The following is a 14,619-nucleotide window of genomic DNA, read 5'->3' on the forward strand; positions in this document are numbered from 1 at the left end:
GATCTCCCCGGACCCCCGCGCCTCAAACGCCGGCGGGGCTGAAAGAGCGCCTCAAACGCCGGCGGGGCTGGATTTGGCCCGGGCTTCTACGGCAGGGGGCCCTGGATCTCTACCGCGGCGCAGCGCCAGCGGAGGTCCGGGCCTTGTTCCAGGCGGAAGGCCATGGCGGTGAGGCGGTCGCCCGTGGCGATGCGGGCGAAGGCTTCGATGACGCCCGGGCCGGGGGTGAAGCGGCCGCACTGGCGGATGACCGGGCGGAGACGGTCGTGGAGGGGGCCTGAGGGGGCCAGGGTGACCAGCTGCTGGTAGGCGGGGCCGACGGTGTGGCCCAGGAGCGAGTGGACCGGGCGGAGGCCGCTGACGACCGCGAGGAGGTGTTCGGCGAACCAGTGGTGCGGGCCGAGCCGGAGCGTGCGCGGGGGGCCTGCCGGGCGCCGGGGGTCGCGCCGTCCGGCGGGCCGGGTGCGGGAGCGGCCGCCGGGCCGGCGGTTCCCGTCGTTGCCGATCGTGCCGCGCGTCGTCGTGTCCATCGCGATCTGCCCCCGAACAGGCCGGGCCCGGAGCGGTACCGGGCGGTAACTTGATGGGGATCTTCTACGGTCGCCGAACACGCTCCGCAACCACGCGCACCGCCGGGCGGGCCACCGCCCCGGTTCACCTATCCGAGTGCGCGCCCGTCGCCCCCCGGGCCCGGACCGCGCGCGTACGGGGACGGGGTTGACGGCCGCGGGTTCCGGTCCGGCACCTCGAAGGGGTACCGACTCCGTCACCCTGGCGAACCCTCCGAGTCGTATCCTGGGGGAGTTTTCCGACTACCGAAAGCAGCCGGCCATGCGTGTGTACGTCCCCCTGACCCTCCCCGGGCTCGCCGAGGTGCACAAGGCGGGTGAGCTGGGCCCCGCCCCGCTGCGGGCGTACGCCGTCACCCCCGGGCTCCGCGAGTGGTACGTGTCGGACGACATCGAGGAGCTGGAGTACGCGGCCCTGAACCGGGCCGCGGCCGCCTCCCTGCGGCTGCTCGCCGCGGACGCGGGCGCCCCGCGCCGCCGCGTCGTCGTCGCCCTCGACGTCGACGACAAGGCCGCCACCGCCACCCCCGGGGTCGACGAGGCCACCCTCGGCCAGGTGACCCTGGCCGGCGCCGTACGGCTCACCGTGGCCGCCGCCGTGCACGTGGACGCCGATGACGCCGACGAGGACGTGGCGGCCGCCGCGCAGGCCCTGCCCGCCGCCGACGGCGGGGACGGGGACGCGCAGTTCATCGTCGACGGAGCCGAGGACCACGAGCTGCTGTGGTTCGGCGTGCAGGAGATTCCGGGGTTGCTGAAGTGACCGAAAATCACATCGTCTGGGACTGGAACGGCACCCTCCTCCACGACATCGACGCCGTCATAGTCGCGACCAACGCCTCCTTCGCCGAGCTCGGCTTCGCGCCGATCACCCTGGAGACCTACCGCGACCTGTACGTCGTACCGGTGCCGAAGTTCTACGAGCGCCTCATGGGGCGCCTGCCCACCGACGAGGAGTGGGTGGTCATGGACGAGGCCTTCCACCGGCACTACTGGGCCGCGGCCGAGGACGCCGGGCTCGCCGAGGGCGCCCGCGAGCTGCTCCAGGAGTGGCAGCGGGACGGCCTCACCCAGTCCCTGCTGTCCCTCGCGCCCCACGAGAAGCTCGTACCACTGGTCCGAACCCATGGCATCGACCACCACTTCCTGCGCGTCGACGGGCGGACCGGCCCCTCGCACACGTCGAAGGCGGGACACCTCGTACGCCACCTGGCCGCCCTGGACGGGACGGGGGTGACGGCCGACCGTACGGTCCTCATCGGAGACGCAGTGGACGACGCGCTGGCCGCCGCCCACGTCGGAGCCCGGGCGGTGCTCTACACGGGTGGTTCGCACAGTCGCAGCAGTCTGGAATCGGCCGGTGTGCCGGTCGTGGACACCCTGGCCGAGGCCGTACTGACAGCTCGCGAGCTGGCCGAATACTGACTGGACAAGCGCGCTGCACGGAGAGCGGTGCCGCGTCGCTGGCCAGACTGTCAAAGTTTCACCCCAAGATTTATACAGATGCAGCGAATGACGACCTGGGGGTAGGTCGGGATAGCCTTGTACCCGTGATCAGCGCGATAGTCCTCGGGGGCACTGGAGCCTCCGGCCTGCGCCCGGCGCACGACCGTGCCCGGGCCTTCGCTGATCCCCGCCACCGGGACCTTCGGCCGATCTTGGCTCATTCCCTCCCGGTCGGCTCTCTCGACGGCATAGCGTCGATCCCGAACGGATACCGACACCCCGCCCTGCGGGGCTGTGCCATTCCTTCCTTCACCTACGTCACGCAATGGCGCGCGACAGGAGCCAGAGGACATGCAGACCAAGCTGGACGAAGCAAAGGCCGAGCTGCTCGCACGGGCGGCCCGGGTAGCTGAGCACAGCCCGGCCGGGGGGCTACTTCCGACTGGGTCCGAGCAGGGAGAGCGTCCAGACCAGGACGCGGTGCTCTCCTACCTCCAGCGCTACTACCTGCACACGGCACCCGAGGACCTCACGGACCGGGACCCGGTCGACGTGTTCGGAGCCGCGCTCTCCCACTACCGGCTCGCCGAGAACCGGCCGCAGGGCACCGCGAGCGTGCGCGTGCACACCCCCACGGTCGAGGAGAACGGCTGGACCTCCAGCCACTCCGTCGTCGAGGTGGTCACCGACGACATGCCCTTCCTCGTGGACTCCGTCACGAACGAGCTGTCCCGCCAGGGCCGCGGCATCCACGTCGTGATCCACCCGCAGGTCGTCGTCCGCCGTGACGTCACCGGCAAGCTGATCGAGATCCTCGGCCCCGACTGCGACGCTCACGGTCCCCGCACCTCGCGCCCCCACGACTCCCTCGTCGAGTCCTGGATCCACGTCGAGATCGACCGCGAGACCGACCGCGCCGACCTCAAGCAGATCAACGCCGACCTGCTGCGCGTCCTGTCCGACGTACGCGAGTCCGTCGAGGACTGGGAGAAGATGCGCGACGCCGCGCTGCGCATCGCCGACGGCCTGCCCGAGGAGCCCACCGCCCCGGACCTGCGCGAGTACGAGCTCGAAGAGGCCCGTGAGCTGCTGCGCTGGCTCGCCGACGACCACTTCACCTTCCTCGGCTACCGCGAGTACAACCTCGTCGACGGCGACTCCCTGTCCGCCGTGCCCGGCACCGGCCTCGGCATCCTGCGCTCCGACCCGCACCACAGCGGCAAGGACGACGGCCACCCGGTCTCGCCTTCCTTCAACCGGCTGCCGGCCGACGCCCGCGCCAAGGCCCGCGAGCACCGCCTGCTGGTGCTGACCAAGGCCAACAGCCGCTCCACCGTGCACCGCCCCTCGTACCTCGACTACGTGGGCGTCAAGAAGTTCGACGCCGACGGCAACGTCGTCGGCGAGCGCCGCTTCCTCGGCCTGTTCTCCTCCGCCGCGTACACCGAGTCCGTGCGCCGCGTCCCGGTCGTCCGCCGCAAGGTCGCCGAGGTCCTGGACCGGGCCGGCTTCTCGCCGTCCAGCCACGACGGCCGCGACCTGACGCAGATCCTGGAGACCTACCCGCGCGACGAGCTGTTCCAGACCCCGGTCGACCAGCTCCAGTCCATCGTCACCTCCGTCCTGTACCTGCAGGAGCGCCGCCGGCTGCGGCTGTACCTGCGCCAGGACGAGTACGGCCGCTACTACTCGGCCCTCGTCTACCTGCCGCGCGACCGGTTCACCACCGGCGTCCGGCTGCGCCTGATGGACATCCTGCGCGAGGAGCTCGGCGGCATCAGCGTCGACTTCACCGCCTGGAACACCGAGTCGATCCTCTCCCGCATCCACTTCGTCATCCGCGTCCCGCAGGGCACCGAGCTGCCCGGCCTGACCGACGGCGACGTCGAGCGCCTCGAGGGCCGCCTCGTCGAGGCCGCCCGCTCCTGGGCCGACGGCTTCCAGGAAGCGCTGATCGCCGAATGCGGCGAGGAGCGCGCCGCGGAGCTGCTGCGCCGCTACGGCACCTCCTTCGCCGAGGGCTACAAGGCCGACCACTCGCCCCGCGCCGCCGTCGCCGACCTGATGCACCTGGAGCGGCTCGCCGCCAGCGACCGCAAGTTCGCGCTCTCGCTGTACGAGCCGGTGGGCGCCGCCCCCGGCGAGCGCCGGTTCAAGATCTTCCGCACCGGCGAGCAGGTCTCGCTCTCCGCGGTCCTGCCGGTCCTGCAGCGCCTCGGCGTCGAGGTCACCGACGAGCGCCCGTACGAGCTGCGCCGCTCGGACCGGGTCAGCGCGTGGATCTACGACTTCGGCCTGCGGATGCCCCTGCCCACCGGCAACGGTGACGCCGCGGCGGCCCACTACCTCGGCGACGACGCCCGCGAGCGCTTCCAGGACGCCTTCGCCGCGGTCTGGCAGGGCGACGCGGAGAACGACAACTTCAACACCCTCGTGCTGAGCGCCGGGCTCACCTGGCGGCAGGCCGTCGTCCTGCGCGCGTACGCCAAGTACCTGCGCCAGGCCGGCTCCACCTTCAGCCAGGACTACATGGAGGACACCCTCCGCAACAACGTCCACACCACCCGGCTGCTGGTCTCGCTCTTCGAGGCCCGGATGTCGCCCGTCCGCCAGGCCGCCGGCAGCGAGCTCGTCGACGCCATGCTGGAGGAGCTGGACGGGGCCCTGGACCAGGTCGCCTCGCTCGACGAGGACCGCATCCTGCGGGCCTTCCTCACCCTGATCAAGGCGACGCTGCGGACCAACTTCTTCCAGACCACCGGCGAGGGCGAGCAGCACTCCTACGTGTCGATGAAGTTCGACCCGCAGGCCATCCCCGACCTCCCGGCGCCCCGCCCGGCCTTCGAGATCTGGGTGTACTCCCCGCGCGTCGAGGGCGTCCACCTGCGCTTCGGCAAGGTCGCCCGAGGCGGCCTGCGCTGGTCCGACCGCCGCGAGGACTTCCGTACGGAGATCCTCGGCCTGGTCAAGGCGCAGATGGTCAAGAACACCGTCATCGTGCCCGTCGGCGCCAAGGGCGGCTTCGTCGCCAAGAACCTCCCCGACCCGTCGGTGGACCGCGACGCCTGGCTCGCCGAGGGCATCGCCTCGTACAAGATCTTCATCTCGGCGCTGCTCGACATCACCGACAACATGGTCGCCGGCGAGGTCGTGCCCCCGAAGGGCGTGGTCCGCCACGACGAGGACGACACCTACCTCGTCGTCGCCGCCGACAAGGGCACCGCGACCTTCTCCGACATCGCCAACGGCGTGGCGGAGTCCTACGGCTTCTGGCTCGGCGACGCCTTCGCCTCGGGCGGCTCGGCCGGCTACGACCACAAGGGCATGGGCATCACCGCCCGCGGCGCGTGGGAGTCCGTCAAGCGGCACTTCCGCGAGCTCGGTCACGACACCCAGACCGAGGACTTCACCGTCGTCGGCGTCGGCGACATGTCCGGTGACGTCTTCGGCAACGGCATGCTGCTCTCCGAGCACATCCGCCTGGTCGCCGCCTTCGACCACCGGCACATCTTCATCGACCCGACCCCGGACGCGGCCACCTCGTACGCGGAGCGCCGGCGCCTGTTCGAGCTGCCGCGCTCCTCGTGGGCCGACTACGACAGCTCGCTGCTCTCCGCGGGCGGCGGCATCCACCCGCGCAGCGCGAAGTCCATCCCGGTCAACGCGCACGTCCGCGAGGCCCTCGGCATCGAGGCGGGCGTCACCAAGATGACCCCCGCCGACCTGATGCAGGCCATCCTGCAGGCCCCCGTGGACCTGCTGTGGAACGGCGGCATCGGTACGTACGTCAAGGCGACGGCCGAGACCCACGCGGACGTCGGCGACAAGGCCAACGACTCCATCCGCGTCAACGGCTCCCACGTCCGGGCCAAGGTCATCGGCGAGGGCGGCAACCTGGGTCTGACCCAGCTCGGCCGCATCGAGTTCGCCCGGACCGGCGCCGGCGGCGAAGGCGGCAAGGTCAACACCGACGCCATCGACAACAGCGCGGGCGTGGACACCTCCGACCACGAGGTGAACATCAAGATCCTGCTCAACGCGGTCGTCACGGACGGCGACATGACCGTCAAGCAGCGCAACAAGCTGCTCGCCCAGATGACCGACGAGGTGGGCCACCTCGTCCTGCGCAACAACTACGCGCAGAACACGGCGCTCGCCAACGGCGCCGCGCAGGCCCCGAGCCTGCTCCACGCCCAGCAGCGCTACATGCGCCGCCTGGAGAACGCCGGACTGCTCGACCGCGGGCTGGAGTTCCTGCCCACGGACCGGCAGATCCGCGAGCTGCTCAGCAGCGGCAAGGGCCTGACCCAGCCGGAACTGGCCGTGCTGTTCGCCTACACCAAGATCACGGTGGCGGACGAGCTCATCGCCACCGATCTGCCGGACGACCCGTACCTGCGCCGCCTGCTCTTCGCGTACTTCCCGGCCGCCCTGGGCGAGAAGTTCACCGAGCAGATCGACGCGCACGCGCTGCGCCGCGAGATCATCACCACCATCCTGGTCAACGACACCGTCAACACCGGTGGTTCGACCTTCCTGCACCGCCTGCGCGAGGAGACCGGGGCCTCCACGGAGGAGATCGTCCGGGCGCAGCTCGCGGCCCGCGAGATCTTCGGCCTGGCCGAGGTGTGGGACGAGGTGGAGGCGCTCGACAACAAGGTCGCCGCCGACGTCCAGACCCGGGTGCGGCTGCACTCGCGGCGCCTGGTCGAGCGCGGTACCCGCTGGCTGCTGAACAACCGGCCGCAGCCGCTCCAGATCTCCGAGACCATCGCCTTCTTCGCGGAGCGGGTCGGGCAGGTCTGGGCGGAGCTGCCGAAGCTGGTGCGCGGCGCCGACCTGGAGTGGTACCAGTCGATCCTGGACGAGCTGACGGGCGAGGGCGTTCCGGAGGAACTGGCCGCCAAGGTCGCCGGGTTCTCCTCCGCCTTCCCGACGCTCGACGTCGTCGCGATCGCGGACCGCACGGGCGTCGGCTGCCTGGAGGTGGCCGAGGTCTACTACGACCTCGCCGACCGCCTGGACATCACCCAGCTGATGGACCGGATCATCGAGCTGCCGCGGGCCGACCGCTGGCAGTCCATGGCCCGTGCGTCGATCCGCGAGGACCTGTTCGCGGCGCACGCGGCGCTGACGGCGGACGTGCTGTCGGTGGGCAACGGCAGTTCGACTCCCGAGGAGCGCTTCAAGGCGTGGGAGGAGAAGAACGCGGCGATCATCGGTCGGGCGCGGACGACGCTGGACGAGATCCGGGGGTCGGACGACTTCGACCTGGCGAATCTGTCGGTGGCGATGCGGACGATGCGGTCGCTGCTGCGCGTGCACGGCTGATCGGCTGGTCTTGCCGAACGGGCCGGGCCCGGGACCTTGTGGTCCCGGGCCCGGCCCGTTCGTGTGCCGGCTGGAACAGCTGGTCAGCGGCCCGCGGTGAAGGCCTCGTACGCGTCGCAGACTTCGGCGGCCGGGCCGTCCATCCGCAGGACGCCCGCCTCCAGCCAGATCGCGCGGTCGCAGGTCTCGCGGACCGAGTTGATGCCGTGGCTGACGAGGAAGACCGTGCCGGCCTGTTCGCGGAGTTGCTCGATGCGGGCCTGACTGCGCCGCTGGAAGGCCGCGTCACCGGTGGCCAGGGCCTCGTCGATCATGAGCACGTCGTGGTCCTTGGCGGCGGCGATGGAGAACCGCAGGCGGGCACCCATGCCGGAGGAGTACGTCCGCATCGGCAGGGAGATGAAGTCGCCCTTCTCGTTGATGCCGGAGAAGTCGACGATGTCCTGGTAGCGCTCGTGGATCTGCTGCTTGGACATGCCCATCGCGAGGCCGCCGAGCACGACGTTGCGCTCGCCCGTGAGGTCGTTCATCAGGGCGGCGTTCACGCCCAGCAGGGACGGCTGGCCGTGCGAGAAGATCCGGCCGCGGGCCACCGGCTGGAGGCCGGCGATGGCGGCCAGCAGGGTGGACTTGCCCGAGCCGTTGGAGCCGATGAGGCCGATGGCCTCGCCCTTGTACGCGGTGAAGGTGACTCCCTTGACGGCGTGCACCTCGCGGACGCCGGGGGCCGGCTTGCGGGAGAAGATCCGGCTGAGGGCCGCGGTGGCGCCGCCCTTGCGGCTGCCGCTGCCGTGGACCTTGTAGATGACGTGGACCCCGTCGGCGATCACGGTGGGGATCCGGAGCTGGGTGTCAGCCACGGCCGTATTCCTCCTCTGCCTTCCAGAAGTAGACGAAGCCGCCGACGCCGGCGAGCAGGGCCCAGCCGATGGCGATCGGCCACACGTGGTGCGGGAGCGAATGCGCTTCGAAGCTGTCGATCAGGGCGAAGCGCATCAGGTCGATGTAGACGGCCGCCGGGTTGAGCTTGAGCATCGTCAGCACCCAGTGCGGCAGGTCGCCCGTCTTGTGGATCTGGTCGATGGACCACATGACGCCCGAGGAGTACATCCAGGTGCGCAGGACGAAGGGCATCAGCTGGCTGACGTCCGGGCTCTTGCTGCCGATGCGGGCCATGATCATGGCGCAGCCGGCGGCGAAGACGGCCATCAGCAGGAGCGCCGGGACGGCCAGGAGCCAGGCCGGGCCGGGCGTCTGGCCGAAGGCGAGCAGCAGGATGACGAGGGCGCCCATGGTGACGAGCAGCTGCTGGAAGAGCTGCACGACGGTGGAGATGGGCAGGCTCGCGCGGGGGAAGTGCAGGGCGCGGACCAGGCCGAGGTTGCTGTGGACGGCGCGGGTGCCGGCGTTGATGGAGCTGCCGATGAAGTCCCAGACGAAGACGCCGGTGATCAGGAAGGGGAGGTAGTCCGGCACTCCGCTGCTGGCCTTCATCGCGAGGCCGAAGACGAAGTAGTAGACGGCCGCGTTGAGCAGCGGGGTCACCAGGTGCCAGACCTGGCCGAGCTTGGCCGTGCTGTACGTGGCCTGCATGCGGGCGGTGGCGTACGCGGCCACGAAGTGGCGGCGGTCCCAGAGCTCCGCGACGTAGCGCAGGAGGGAGGGGCGGGCGCCGCTGAGGGTGAGGCCGTGGGCGGCGGCCAGGTCGGCGAGGTCCGCGGAGTGCGCGGGCGCGGTCTTGGATGCGGTCGCGGTGGTCACAGGTTCGCTTTCGACGGGGTCAGTACGTCGCTGCCGAGGTCGGGACGGGTCCGTATCGTCGCTACGGCGAGGTTAGGGCGTGCCGCGTCGGAACGCAACCGTATCGTCGTGACGGCGGCGCAGCTATGCTCTGTGCATGACCACGGACCCCTCCGCCGCCCCCGCCCCTGCCGCCGCCCCCGCCCGTAGAGCGCCCGCCGGTGCCGCCGTCCTGCGGGAGGACGTGACGGAGGCGATCCGCAACGCGGTGCTGGAGGAGCTGGCCGCGGTCGGGTTCTCGCGGATGTCCATCGAGGGCATCGCGCGGCGGGCGGGCGTCGGCAAGACCGCGGTGTACCGGCGCTGGAAGTCCAAGCTGCACCTGGTGCTGGACCTGATCGGGGCCTTCGCGGCGGACGGCCTGCCGGTGCCGGCGACGGGGTCGCTGTACGGGGACGTACGGGCGCTGCTGGAGGTCATGTCCCACGTGCTGAGGCACCCGGTGGCGTCGGCGGTCATCCCCGACCTGCTGGTGGAGGCGGCGCGGAACCCGGAGATCGCTGATGCGGTGCGGGGGGCGTTGCTGGAGGGGCAGCGGCGGGTTGCCGCGGGCATCGTCGGCGAGGCGGTTTCGCGCGGCGAGCTCGCGGAGGGGGTTGATCCGGATCGGGCGCTCGATCTGGCGATCGGGCCGCTGTACTGGCGGCAGGTGGTCGTGGGGGACTCCGTCCCCGGCGGATATCTCGACGAGCTCGCGCGGTCGGTGGTGGCGGGGCTGCGAGCCGCCTGACCCTGTGGGCCGCCTGCCGGGGCTCCGACGAGGCTCAAAGACCGGGGCTCCGCCCCGGACCCCGCTCCTCAAGCGCCGGAGGGGCTGAAGACGGGGGCTACGGCCAGAGGCGGGCCAAGGTTGGTTCCTGGGTCGGCGTCGGGGTCGGGGCCGCAGGGGTGGGGTGGCGGTCCGCCAGGGGGGTGATCGCGGGGATCGGGGCCGTCTGGCCCAGGAAGACGCGCCGGACCACGCGTTCCGCCGCGTGGCCGTCGTCGTACGAGCAGAACCGCCCGCGGAACGCCGCCCGCAGCTGCGCGGAGCGCGAGCCCTGCCAGTGGCCCGTGGTGAAGATGTCCACCAGCTCGTCCTGGGTCCGGGCGATCGCACCCGGCGGGCACGACCGCAGGTCGAAGTAGGTGCCGCGGGCCGCCTCGTACGCCTCCCAGTCGTCCGCGTGGATCACGATCGGCCGGTCCAGCGCCGCGTAGTCGAACATCAGGGAGGAGTAGTCCGTGACGAGCGCGTCCGAGGCGAGACAGAGCTCCTCCACCGAGGGGTGGGAGGAGACGTCCAGCAGCCGCGGGTGCGGCTCCCACGGGCGGTCGGCGTCCGCGTACGTGAGGTGGGTGCGGGCGAGGATCGTGAACTGCGGGCCCAGATCGCGCAGGACCCGCTCGAAGTCCAGGTGTTCCGGCCGGCTGCGCCGGTAGTCGCGGTGGGTGGGCGCGTACAGGATCGCCGTCGAGCCCGCCGGGATGCCGAGGCGTTCGCGCAGTTCCACCACGTCCGCACGGGTCGCCCGGTGGAAGACGTCGTTGCGCGGGTAGCCGTATTCGAGGGTCGTGTAGGAGGACGGGACCGCCTTCTCCCAGACCAGGGTGGAGTGCCGGTTCGCGGAGAGCAGGTAGTCCCACTGGTCGGCGCCGCGCAGCAGGCCCGCGAAGTCGGTCGTCGGGGTGGCCGCCGGGCGGTCCTGGAGGTCGAGGCCGACGCGCTTGAGCGGGGTGCCGTGCTGGGTCTGGACCAGGATCTGGCCGGGGCGCTTGACCAGGGCGCGGTCGAAGTTGACGTTCGTGACGAGGTAGGTGGCCCGCGCCAGGGCGGTCCAGTACGCAGCCGAGCCCGGGCGCAGCGCCGTCGTCTCCCGGGGCAGGGTCGAGTTGTGCGCCGGGTCGCAGATCCACGCCGTCCGCATCCGGGGCGCCAGTTCCCGCAGTGTGGCCTCGATCGCCGCCGGGTTGCAGGCGTAGCCGCCGTGCCAGTACGCGGAGAAGACCGCGAGCTCCGGGCGCAGGGGGAGCAGGCGCTGGATCCGGTAGTGCAGGCGCAGGGCCGTCTCGCGCAGGCCCTGCCCCAGGGTCGAGGCCGCGCGGCCCAGGGCCAGCCCGGCCGAGCGCAGCGCGGACAGCAGCCGGTAGGTGCGCCGGGTGCCCAGCCGCATCAGGGTGTGCCGGACCCGGTCGGTCCGCGACAGGGTCAGCGGCAGCGCGGACCTGCCGCCCGGGGCCCGGTAGCGGCGCAGCAGGGCGGAGGCCCGGCTGAAGAACTCGGCCCGGCCGGCGCGCGGGAGGCGGCGCGGGTCGGCGTACAGGGCGCAGAAGTGCTCGGCCATGCGGCGGTGCACGGTGGGGCGCCAGCGCTCCAGCTCGGGGCGGCCGGCGAGGTAGCCGAAGACCCGGTCGTACTGGTCGAAGATGTCGAGGTGGCGGCGGCTGGTAGTGGTCAGGATGGAGCCGGTGCGCCGCTGGCGGTAGTGGACGCAGACCCGGTCCAGGACGGCGACGGACTCGGCGGCCAGCAGTGCCGGGTAGGTCCAGGGGGTGTCCTCGTAGAGGCCGGGCGGGAAGGCGAGGCCCTCGCGCTCCACGTACTCGCGGCGGTAGGCCTTGTTCCACACCACCATCAGCATGGCCAGCAGCGCCGGGCGGTCGGCGAGCCGGAAGCTGGCCGGGCCCTCCTCGGACAGCCGGTGCGCGAGGCGGTTGCGCACCAGCTCGCCCGACCAGAAATTGCGCGCGTAGTCGTAGACGAGGACGTCGGGGGAGCCGGTGGCCTTCAGCCGGTCGGTGACGGCCTGCAGGGCGCCGGGGGCGAGGGTGTCGTCGCCGTCGAGGAAGATCAGGTAGTCGCCGGTGGCCCGGGCCAGGCCCGCGTTGCGGGCCGGGCCCAGGCCCAGGTTGTGCGCCAGGTGCACCGCGGTGACCCGGGCGTCACGGGCCGCGTACTCGTCGATGATCGAACCGCAGGCGTCGGGGGAGGCGTCGTCGACCGCGATGAGTTCCAGATCCGGGTACGACTGCGTCAGGACCGAGTCCAGGCTCTCCTGGAGGTAGGCCTGGACCTTGTACGCGGGCACGATGACGCTGAACCGGGGCACGGCACATCCAGGGGTCGGCGCGGGCATGTTGCTCCCCCAGCCACCGCTGGGTGGGGGTCCCCCCGGCCGGAGGCCGGGGGAGTGTCCCCAAGGAACCCCCGGCGTGGCGTTCGGGTTACGCAGCGTGTGGCAATCGGGTTACGCAGCGTCAACACCGCACGTCAATCACTTGATCGCGCCGGCCATCACCCCCGTGACGAACTGCCGCTGGAACGCGAAGAAGACGACGAGGGGGATCATCATCGACAGGAACGCGCCCGGCGCCAGCACGTCGATGTTGTTGCCGAACTGCCGTACCTGCTGCTGGAGCGCGACCGTCACCGGCGGGTTCGCCGAGTCCGCGAAGACCAGCGCCACGAGCATGTCGTTCCACACCCACAGGAACTGGAAGATGCCGAGCGAGGCGATCGCCGGCCCGCCCAGCGGCAGCACCACCCGGGCGAACAGCCGCAGTTCACCCGCCCCGTCGAGGCGGGCCGCCTCCAGCAGCTCGCGCGGGATCTCCGCGAAGAAGTTGCGCAGCAGGAACACGGCGAAGGGCAGTCCGAAGGCGGTGTGGAAGAGGACCACTCCCGCCGTGGTCTCGAACAGCCCGATGGCGCCGAAGAGTTCGGAGACGGGGATCAGTGCCACCTGTACGGGGACCACGAGCAGCCCGACGACGACCAGGAAGAGCCAGTCCCGGCCGGGGAACTCCAGCCAGGCGAAGGCGTATCCGGCGAACGCGCCCAGGGTCAGGACCAGCAGGGTGGCCGGCACGGCGATCGCGACCGTGTTCAGGAGCGAGCCGGTGATGGTGTCGTTGGCCAGCAGCCGCTCGTAGTTGCCGGAGGACAGCCGCGAGGGCGCCGTCAGCACCTGCCACCAGCCGCCCTTGTTGAGGTCGGTGGGGGAGACGAACGAGGAGATGAGCAGCCCGAGGGTGGGCAGCAGCCAGAAGAGGGCGGCCAGGACCAGGAACAGCCGCAGCGCCCCGCCCGCGGCCCGCGCGGCCAGCCGGCCCGCGGCCCGCTCGGCCCCTGCGGTGCTCCCGGTCCGTTCGGACGTGGACGGACTCATCGGGATCCCTCCTTCCGGAGCCTGCGTATGTTCACGAGCATCACCGGGATCACCAGGACCAGCAGCAGCACGGCGATGGCACTGCCCAGGCCCGGATCGGCGTCGGTGCCGAAGGAGGTCCGGTACAGCTGCAGCGCGAGCACGTTCGCGTCGTCCTGGACCGCGCCCGGCGCGATCACGAAGACCAGGTCGAAGATCTTCATGACATTGATGACGAGGGTGACGAGCACGACCGCCAGGACCGGCCCCAGCAGCGGCACGGTGATCCGGCGGAACACCTGCCACTCGTTGGCCCCGTCCACCCGCGCCGCCTCCAGCAGCTCGCGCGGTACGGCCGCCAGCCCGGCCCCGATCAGCACCATCGCGAAACCGGCCCACATCCATACGTACGCCCCGATGACCGCCGGGGTGACCAGCGACGGGCCGAGCCACTGCACCCCGGCGTACGCCTCCCGGAAATTGGCGGCGGGCAGCCGCAGCAGCGCCCCGTCGGCCTTCGCGGACAGGGTGAACGTGCCGTCGGCGCGGGCCGTGGCCGAATCGACCACCCGGCCGTCCTTGACCGCCTCGATCCGCATCCCGGCGAAGGCCGACTCGGTCGGGTCGACCGCGTTCGTCCGGCCGCCCCCGCCGCGGGTGAAGTCCTGCCAGGCCGTCCCGGTGACCTTCCCCGACTCGGCCTGCGCCGCCCGCGCCGTCCGCGTGCCCTCGGGCAGGGACTCCGGGGCCACGCCGACCAGCGGCAGCAGCACCGGGGTGCCCGCGCGGACGGGGTCGCGCGTCACGAAGGCGCCCCCGCCGGCGTCGGCGAGCGGCGAGTCCCGGCCCGGGCGGGCCTTGGGGAAGGCCGAGGACTCCGCGAAGGTGTCGTGGACCCCGACCCAGACCGCGTTGGCGACGCCCCGGTCGGGATCGTGGTCGTAGACGAGCCGGAAGATGATGCCCGCCGCCAGCATCGAGATCGCCATCGGCATGAACACCAGCAGCTTGAACGCGGTGCCCCAGCGCACCCGTTCGGTGAGCACCGCGAAGATCAGACCGAGGGCGGTGGCCGTGGTCGGGGCGAGCACCACCCACACCGCCGTGTTCTTCAGGGCGGTGCGGATGGTGTCGTCGCTCAGGATCTCCCGGTAGTTGTCGCCGCCGACGAAGGTGCCGCCCGAACGGTCGAAGAAGCTGCGGTAGAGCGAGTAGCCGATCGGGTGCACGACGAGCGCGCCGAGCAGGACGAGGGCCGGCAGGAGGAACGCCGCCGCGACCAGACGGCGGCGCCGGGCCTCCGCGGACAATCCGCCGCGGGAGGCCTTGACCGATGCCTTCACGGG

General features: G+C 71.6%; 10 protein-coding genes. 4 read left to right on the forward strand and 6 right to left on the reverse strand.

Translation table 11 applies throughout. The features are described from left to right. Positions 1–86 precede the first annotated feature (86 nt). The gene (locus AB0D29_RS36135; RefSeq protein ID WP_362860093.1) at positions 87–530 is read right to left on the reverse strand and encodes an Rv3235 family protein; all 444 of its coding nucleotides are present in this window, start codon (positions 528–530) and stop codon (positions 87–89) included. A 301-nt stretch (positions 531–831) separates the two neighbouring features. Between AB0D29_RS36135 and AB0D29_RS36140 the strand changes: the two genes are divergently transcribed. From AB0D29_RS36140 to AB0D29_RS36150, 3 genes are all read left to right on the forward strand, one after another. Beyond that, complete coding sequence (locus AB0D29_RS36140) at positions 832–1,332, forward strand: hypothetical protein (RefSeq protein WP_362815182.1); 501 nt, start codon at positions 832–834, stop codon at positions 1,330–1,332. Continuing rightward, complete coding sequence (locus tag AB0D29_RS36145) at positions 1,329–1,994, forward strand: HAD family hydrolase (RefSeq protein WP_362860094.1); 666 nt, start codon at positions 1,329–1,331, stop codon at positions 1,992–1,994. The genes AB0D29_RS36140 and AB0D29_RS36145 overlap by 4 nt, the downstream gene beginning before the upstream one ends. A gap of 372 nt (positions 1,995–2,366) precedes the next feature. Beyond that, entirely contained in the window at positions 2,367–7,346 is a 4,980-nt protein-coding gene (locus tag AB0D29_RS36150) for an NAD-glutamate dehydrogenase (RefSeq protein WP_362860095.1), read from the forward strand. Between the two features lie 83 nt (positions 7,347–7,429). Here the strand turns inward: AB0D29_RS36150 and AB0D29_RS36155 are convergent, their stop codons facing one another. Together AB0D29_RS36155 and AB0D29_RS36160 are read right to left on the reverse strand one after the other, a co-directional pair. Next, positions 7,430–8,206 (reverse strand): ABC transporter ATP-binding protein, encoded by a 777-nt coding sequence (locus tag AB0D29_RS36155; RefSeq protein ID WP_362860096.1) that lies wholly within the window; start codon positions 8,204–8,206, stop codon positions 7,430–7,432. Then, positions 8,199–9,107, reverse strand: a complete 909-nt coding sequence (locus AB0D29_RS36160) for an ABC transporter permease (RefSeq protein ID WP_362860097.1) — start codon at positions 9,105–9,107, stop codon at positions 8,199–8,201. The genes AB0D29_RS36155 and AB0D29_RS36160 overlap by 8 nt, the downstream gene beginning before the upstream one ends. Before the next feature lie 136 nt (positions 9,108–9,243). On the opposite strand from AB0D29_RS36160, the gene AB0D29_RS36165 reads away from it, so the two are divergent. Next, positions 9,244–9,876: a TetR/AcrR family transcriptional regulator gene (locus tag AB0D29_RS36165; RefSeq protein WP_362860098.1), complete on the forward strand. Its 633-nt coding sequence runs from the start codon at positions 9,244–9,246 to the stop codon at positions 9,874–9,876. 97 nt (positions 9,877–9,973) lie between these two features. Here AB0D29_RS36165 and AB0D29_RS36170 read toward each other — a convergent pair whose 3' ends face one another. The 3 genes from AB0D29_RS36170 to AB0D29_RS36180 all read right to left on the reverse strand — a co-directional run bounded on the left by AB0D29_RS36170 (position 9,974) and on the right by AB0D29_RS36180 (position 14,616). Next, entirely contained in the window at positions 9,974–12,235 is a 2,262-nt protein-coding gene (locus AB0D29_RS36170) for a bifunctional glycosyltransferase family 2 protein/CDP-glycerol:glycerophosphate glycerophosphotransferase (protein ID WP_362860099.1), read from the reverse strand. 165 nt (positions 12,236–12,400) lie between these two features. After that, positions 12,401–13,294, reverse strand: a complete 894-nt coding sequence (locus AB0D29_RS36175) for a carbohydrate ABC transporter permease (RefSeq protein ID WP_362860100.1) — start codon at positions 13,292–13,294, stop codon at positions 12,401–12,403. After that, positions 13,291–14,616 carry a sugar ABC transporter permease gene (locus tag AB0D29_RS36180; protein WP_362860101.1) on the reverse strand — a complete coding sequence of 442 codons (1,326 nt, stop codon included), beginning with the start codon at positions 14,614–14,616 and terminating at the stop codon, positions 13,291–13,293. Before AB0D29_RS36180 ends, AB0D29_RS36175 begins: the two co-directional genes overlap by 4 nt. Between the last annotated feature and the right edge of the window lie 3 nt (positions 14,617–14,619).

Origin of the sequence: Streptomyces sp. NPDC048424 (assembly GCF_040651555.1) — a bacterium.
Classification (GTDB): Bacteria; Actinomycetota; Actinomycetes; order Streptomycetales; family Streptomycetaceae; genus Streptomyces.

Coding starts and splice junctions, on each gene's coding strand:
- AB0D29_RS36135 (WP_362860093.1), bottom strand. CDS start 530: ATGGACACGACGACGCGCGGCACGATCGGCAACGACGGGAACCGCCGG.
- AB0D29_RS36140 (WP_362815182.1), top strand. CDS start 832: ATGCGTGTGTACGTCCCCCTGACCCTCCCCGGGCTCGCCGAGGTGCAC.
- AB0D29_RS36150 (WP_362860095.1), top strand. CDS start 2,367: ATGCAGACCAAGCTGGACGAAGCAAAGGCCGAGCTGCTCGCACGGGCG.
- AB0D29_RS36165 (WP_362860098.1), top strand. CDS start 9,244: ATGACCACGGACCCCTCCGCCGCCCCCGCCCCTGCCGCCGCCCCCGCC.
- AB0D29_RS36175 (WP_362860100.1), bottom strand. CDS start 13,294: ATGAGTCCGTCCACGTCCGAACGGACCGGGAGCACCGCAGGGGCCGAG.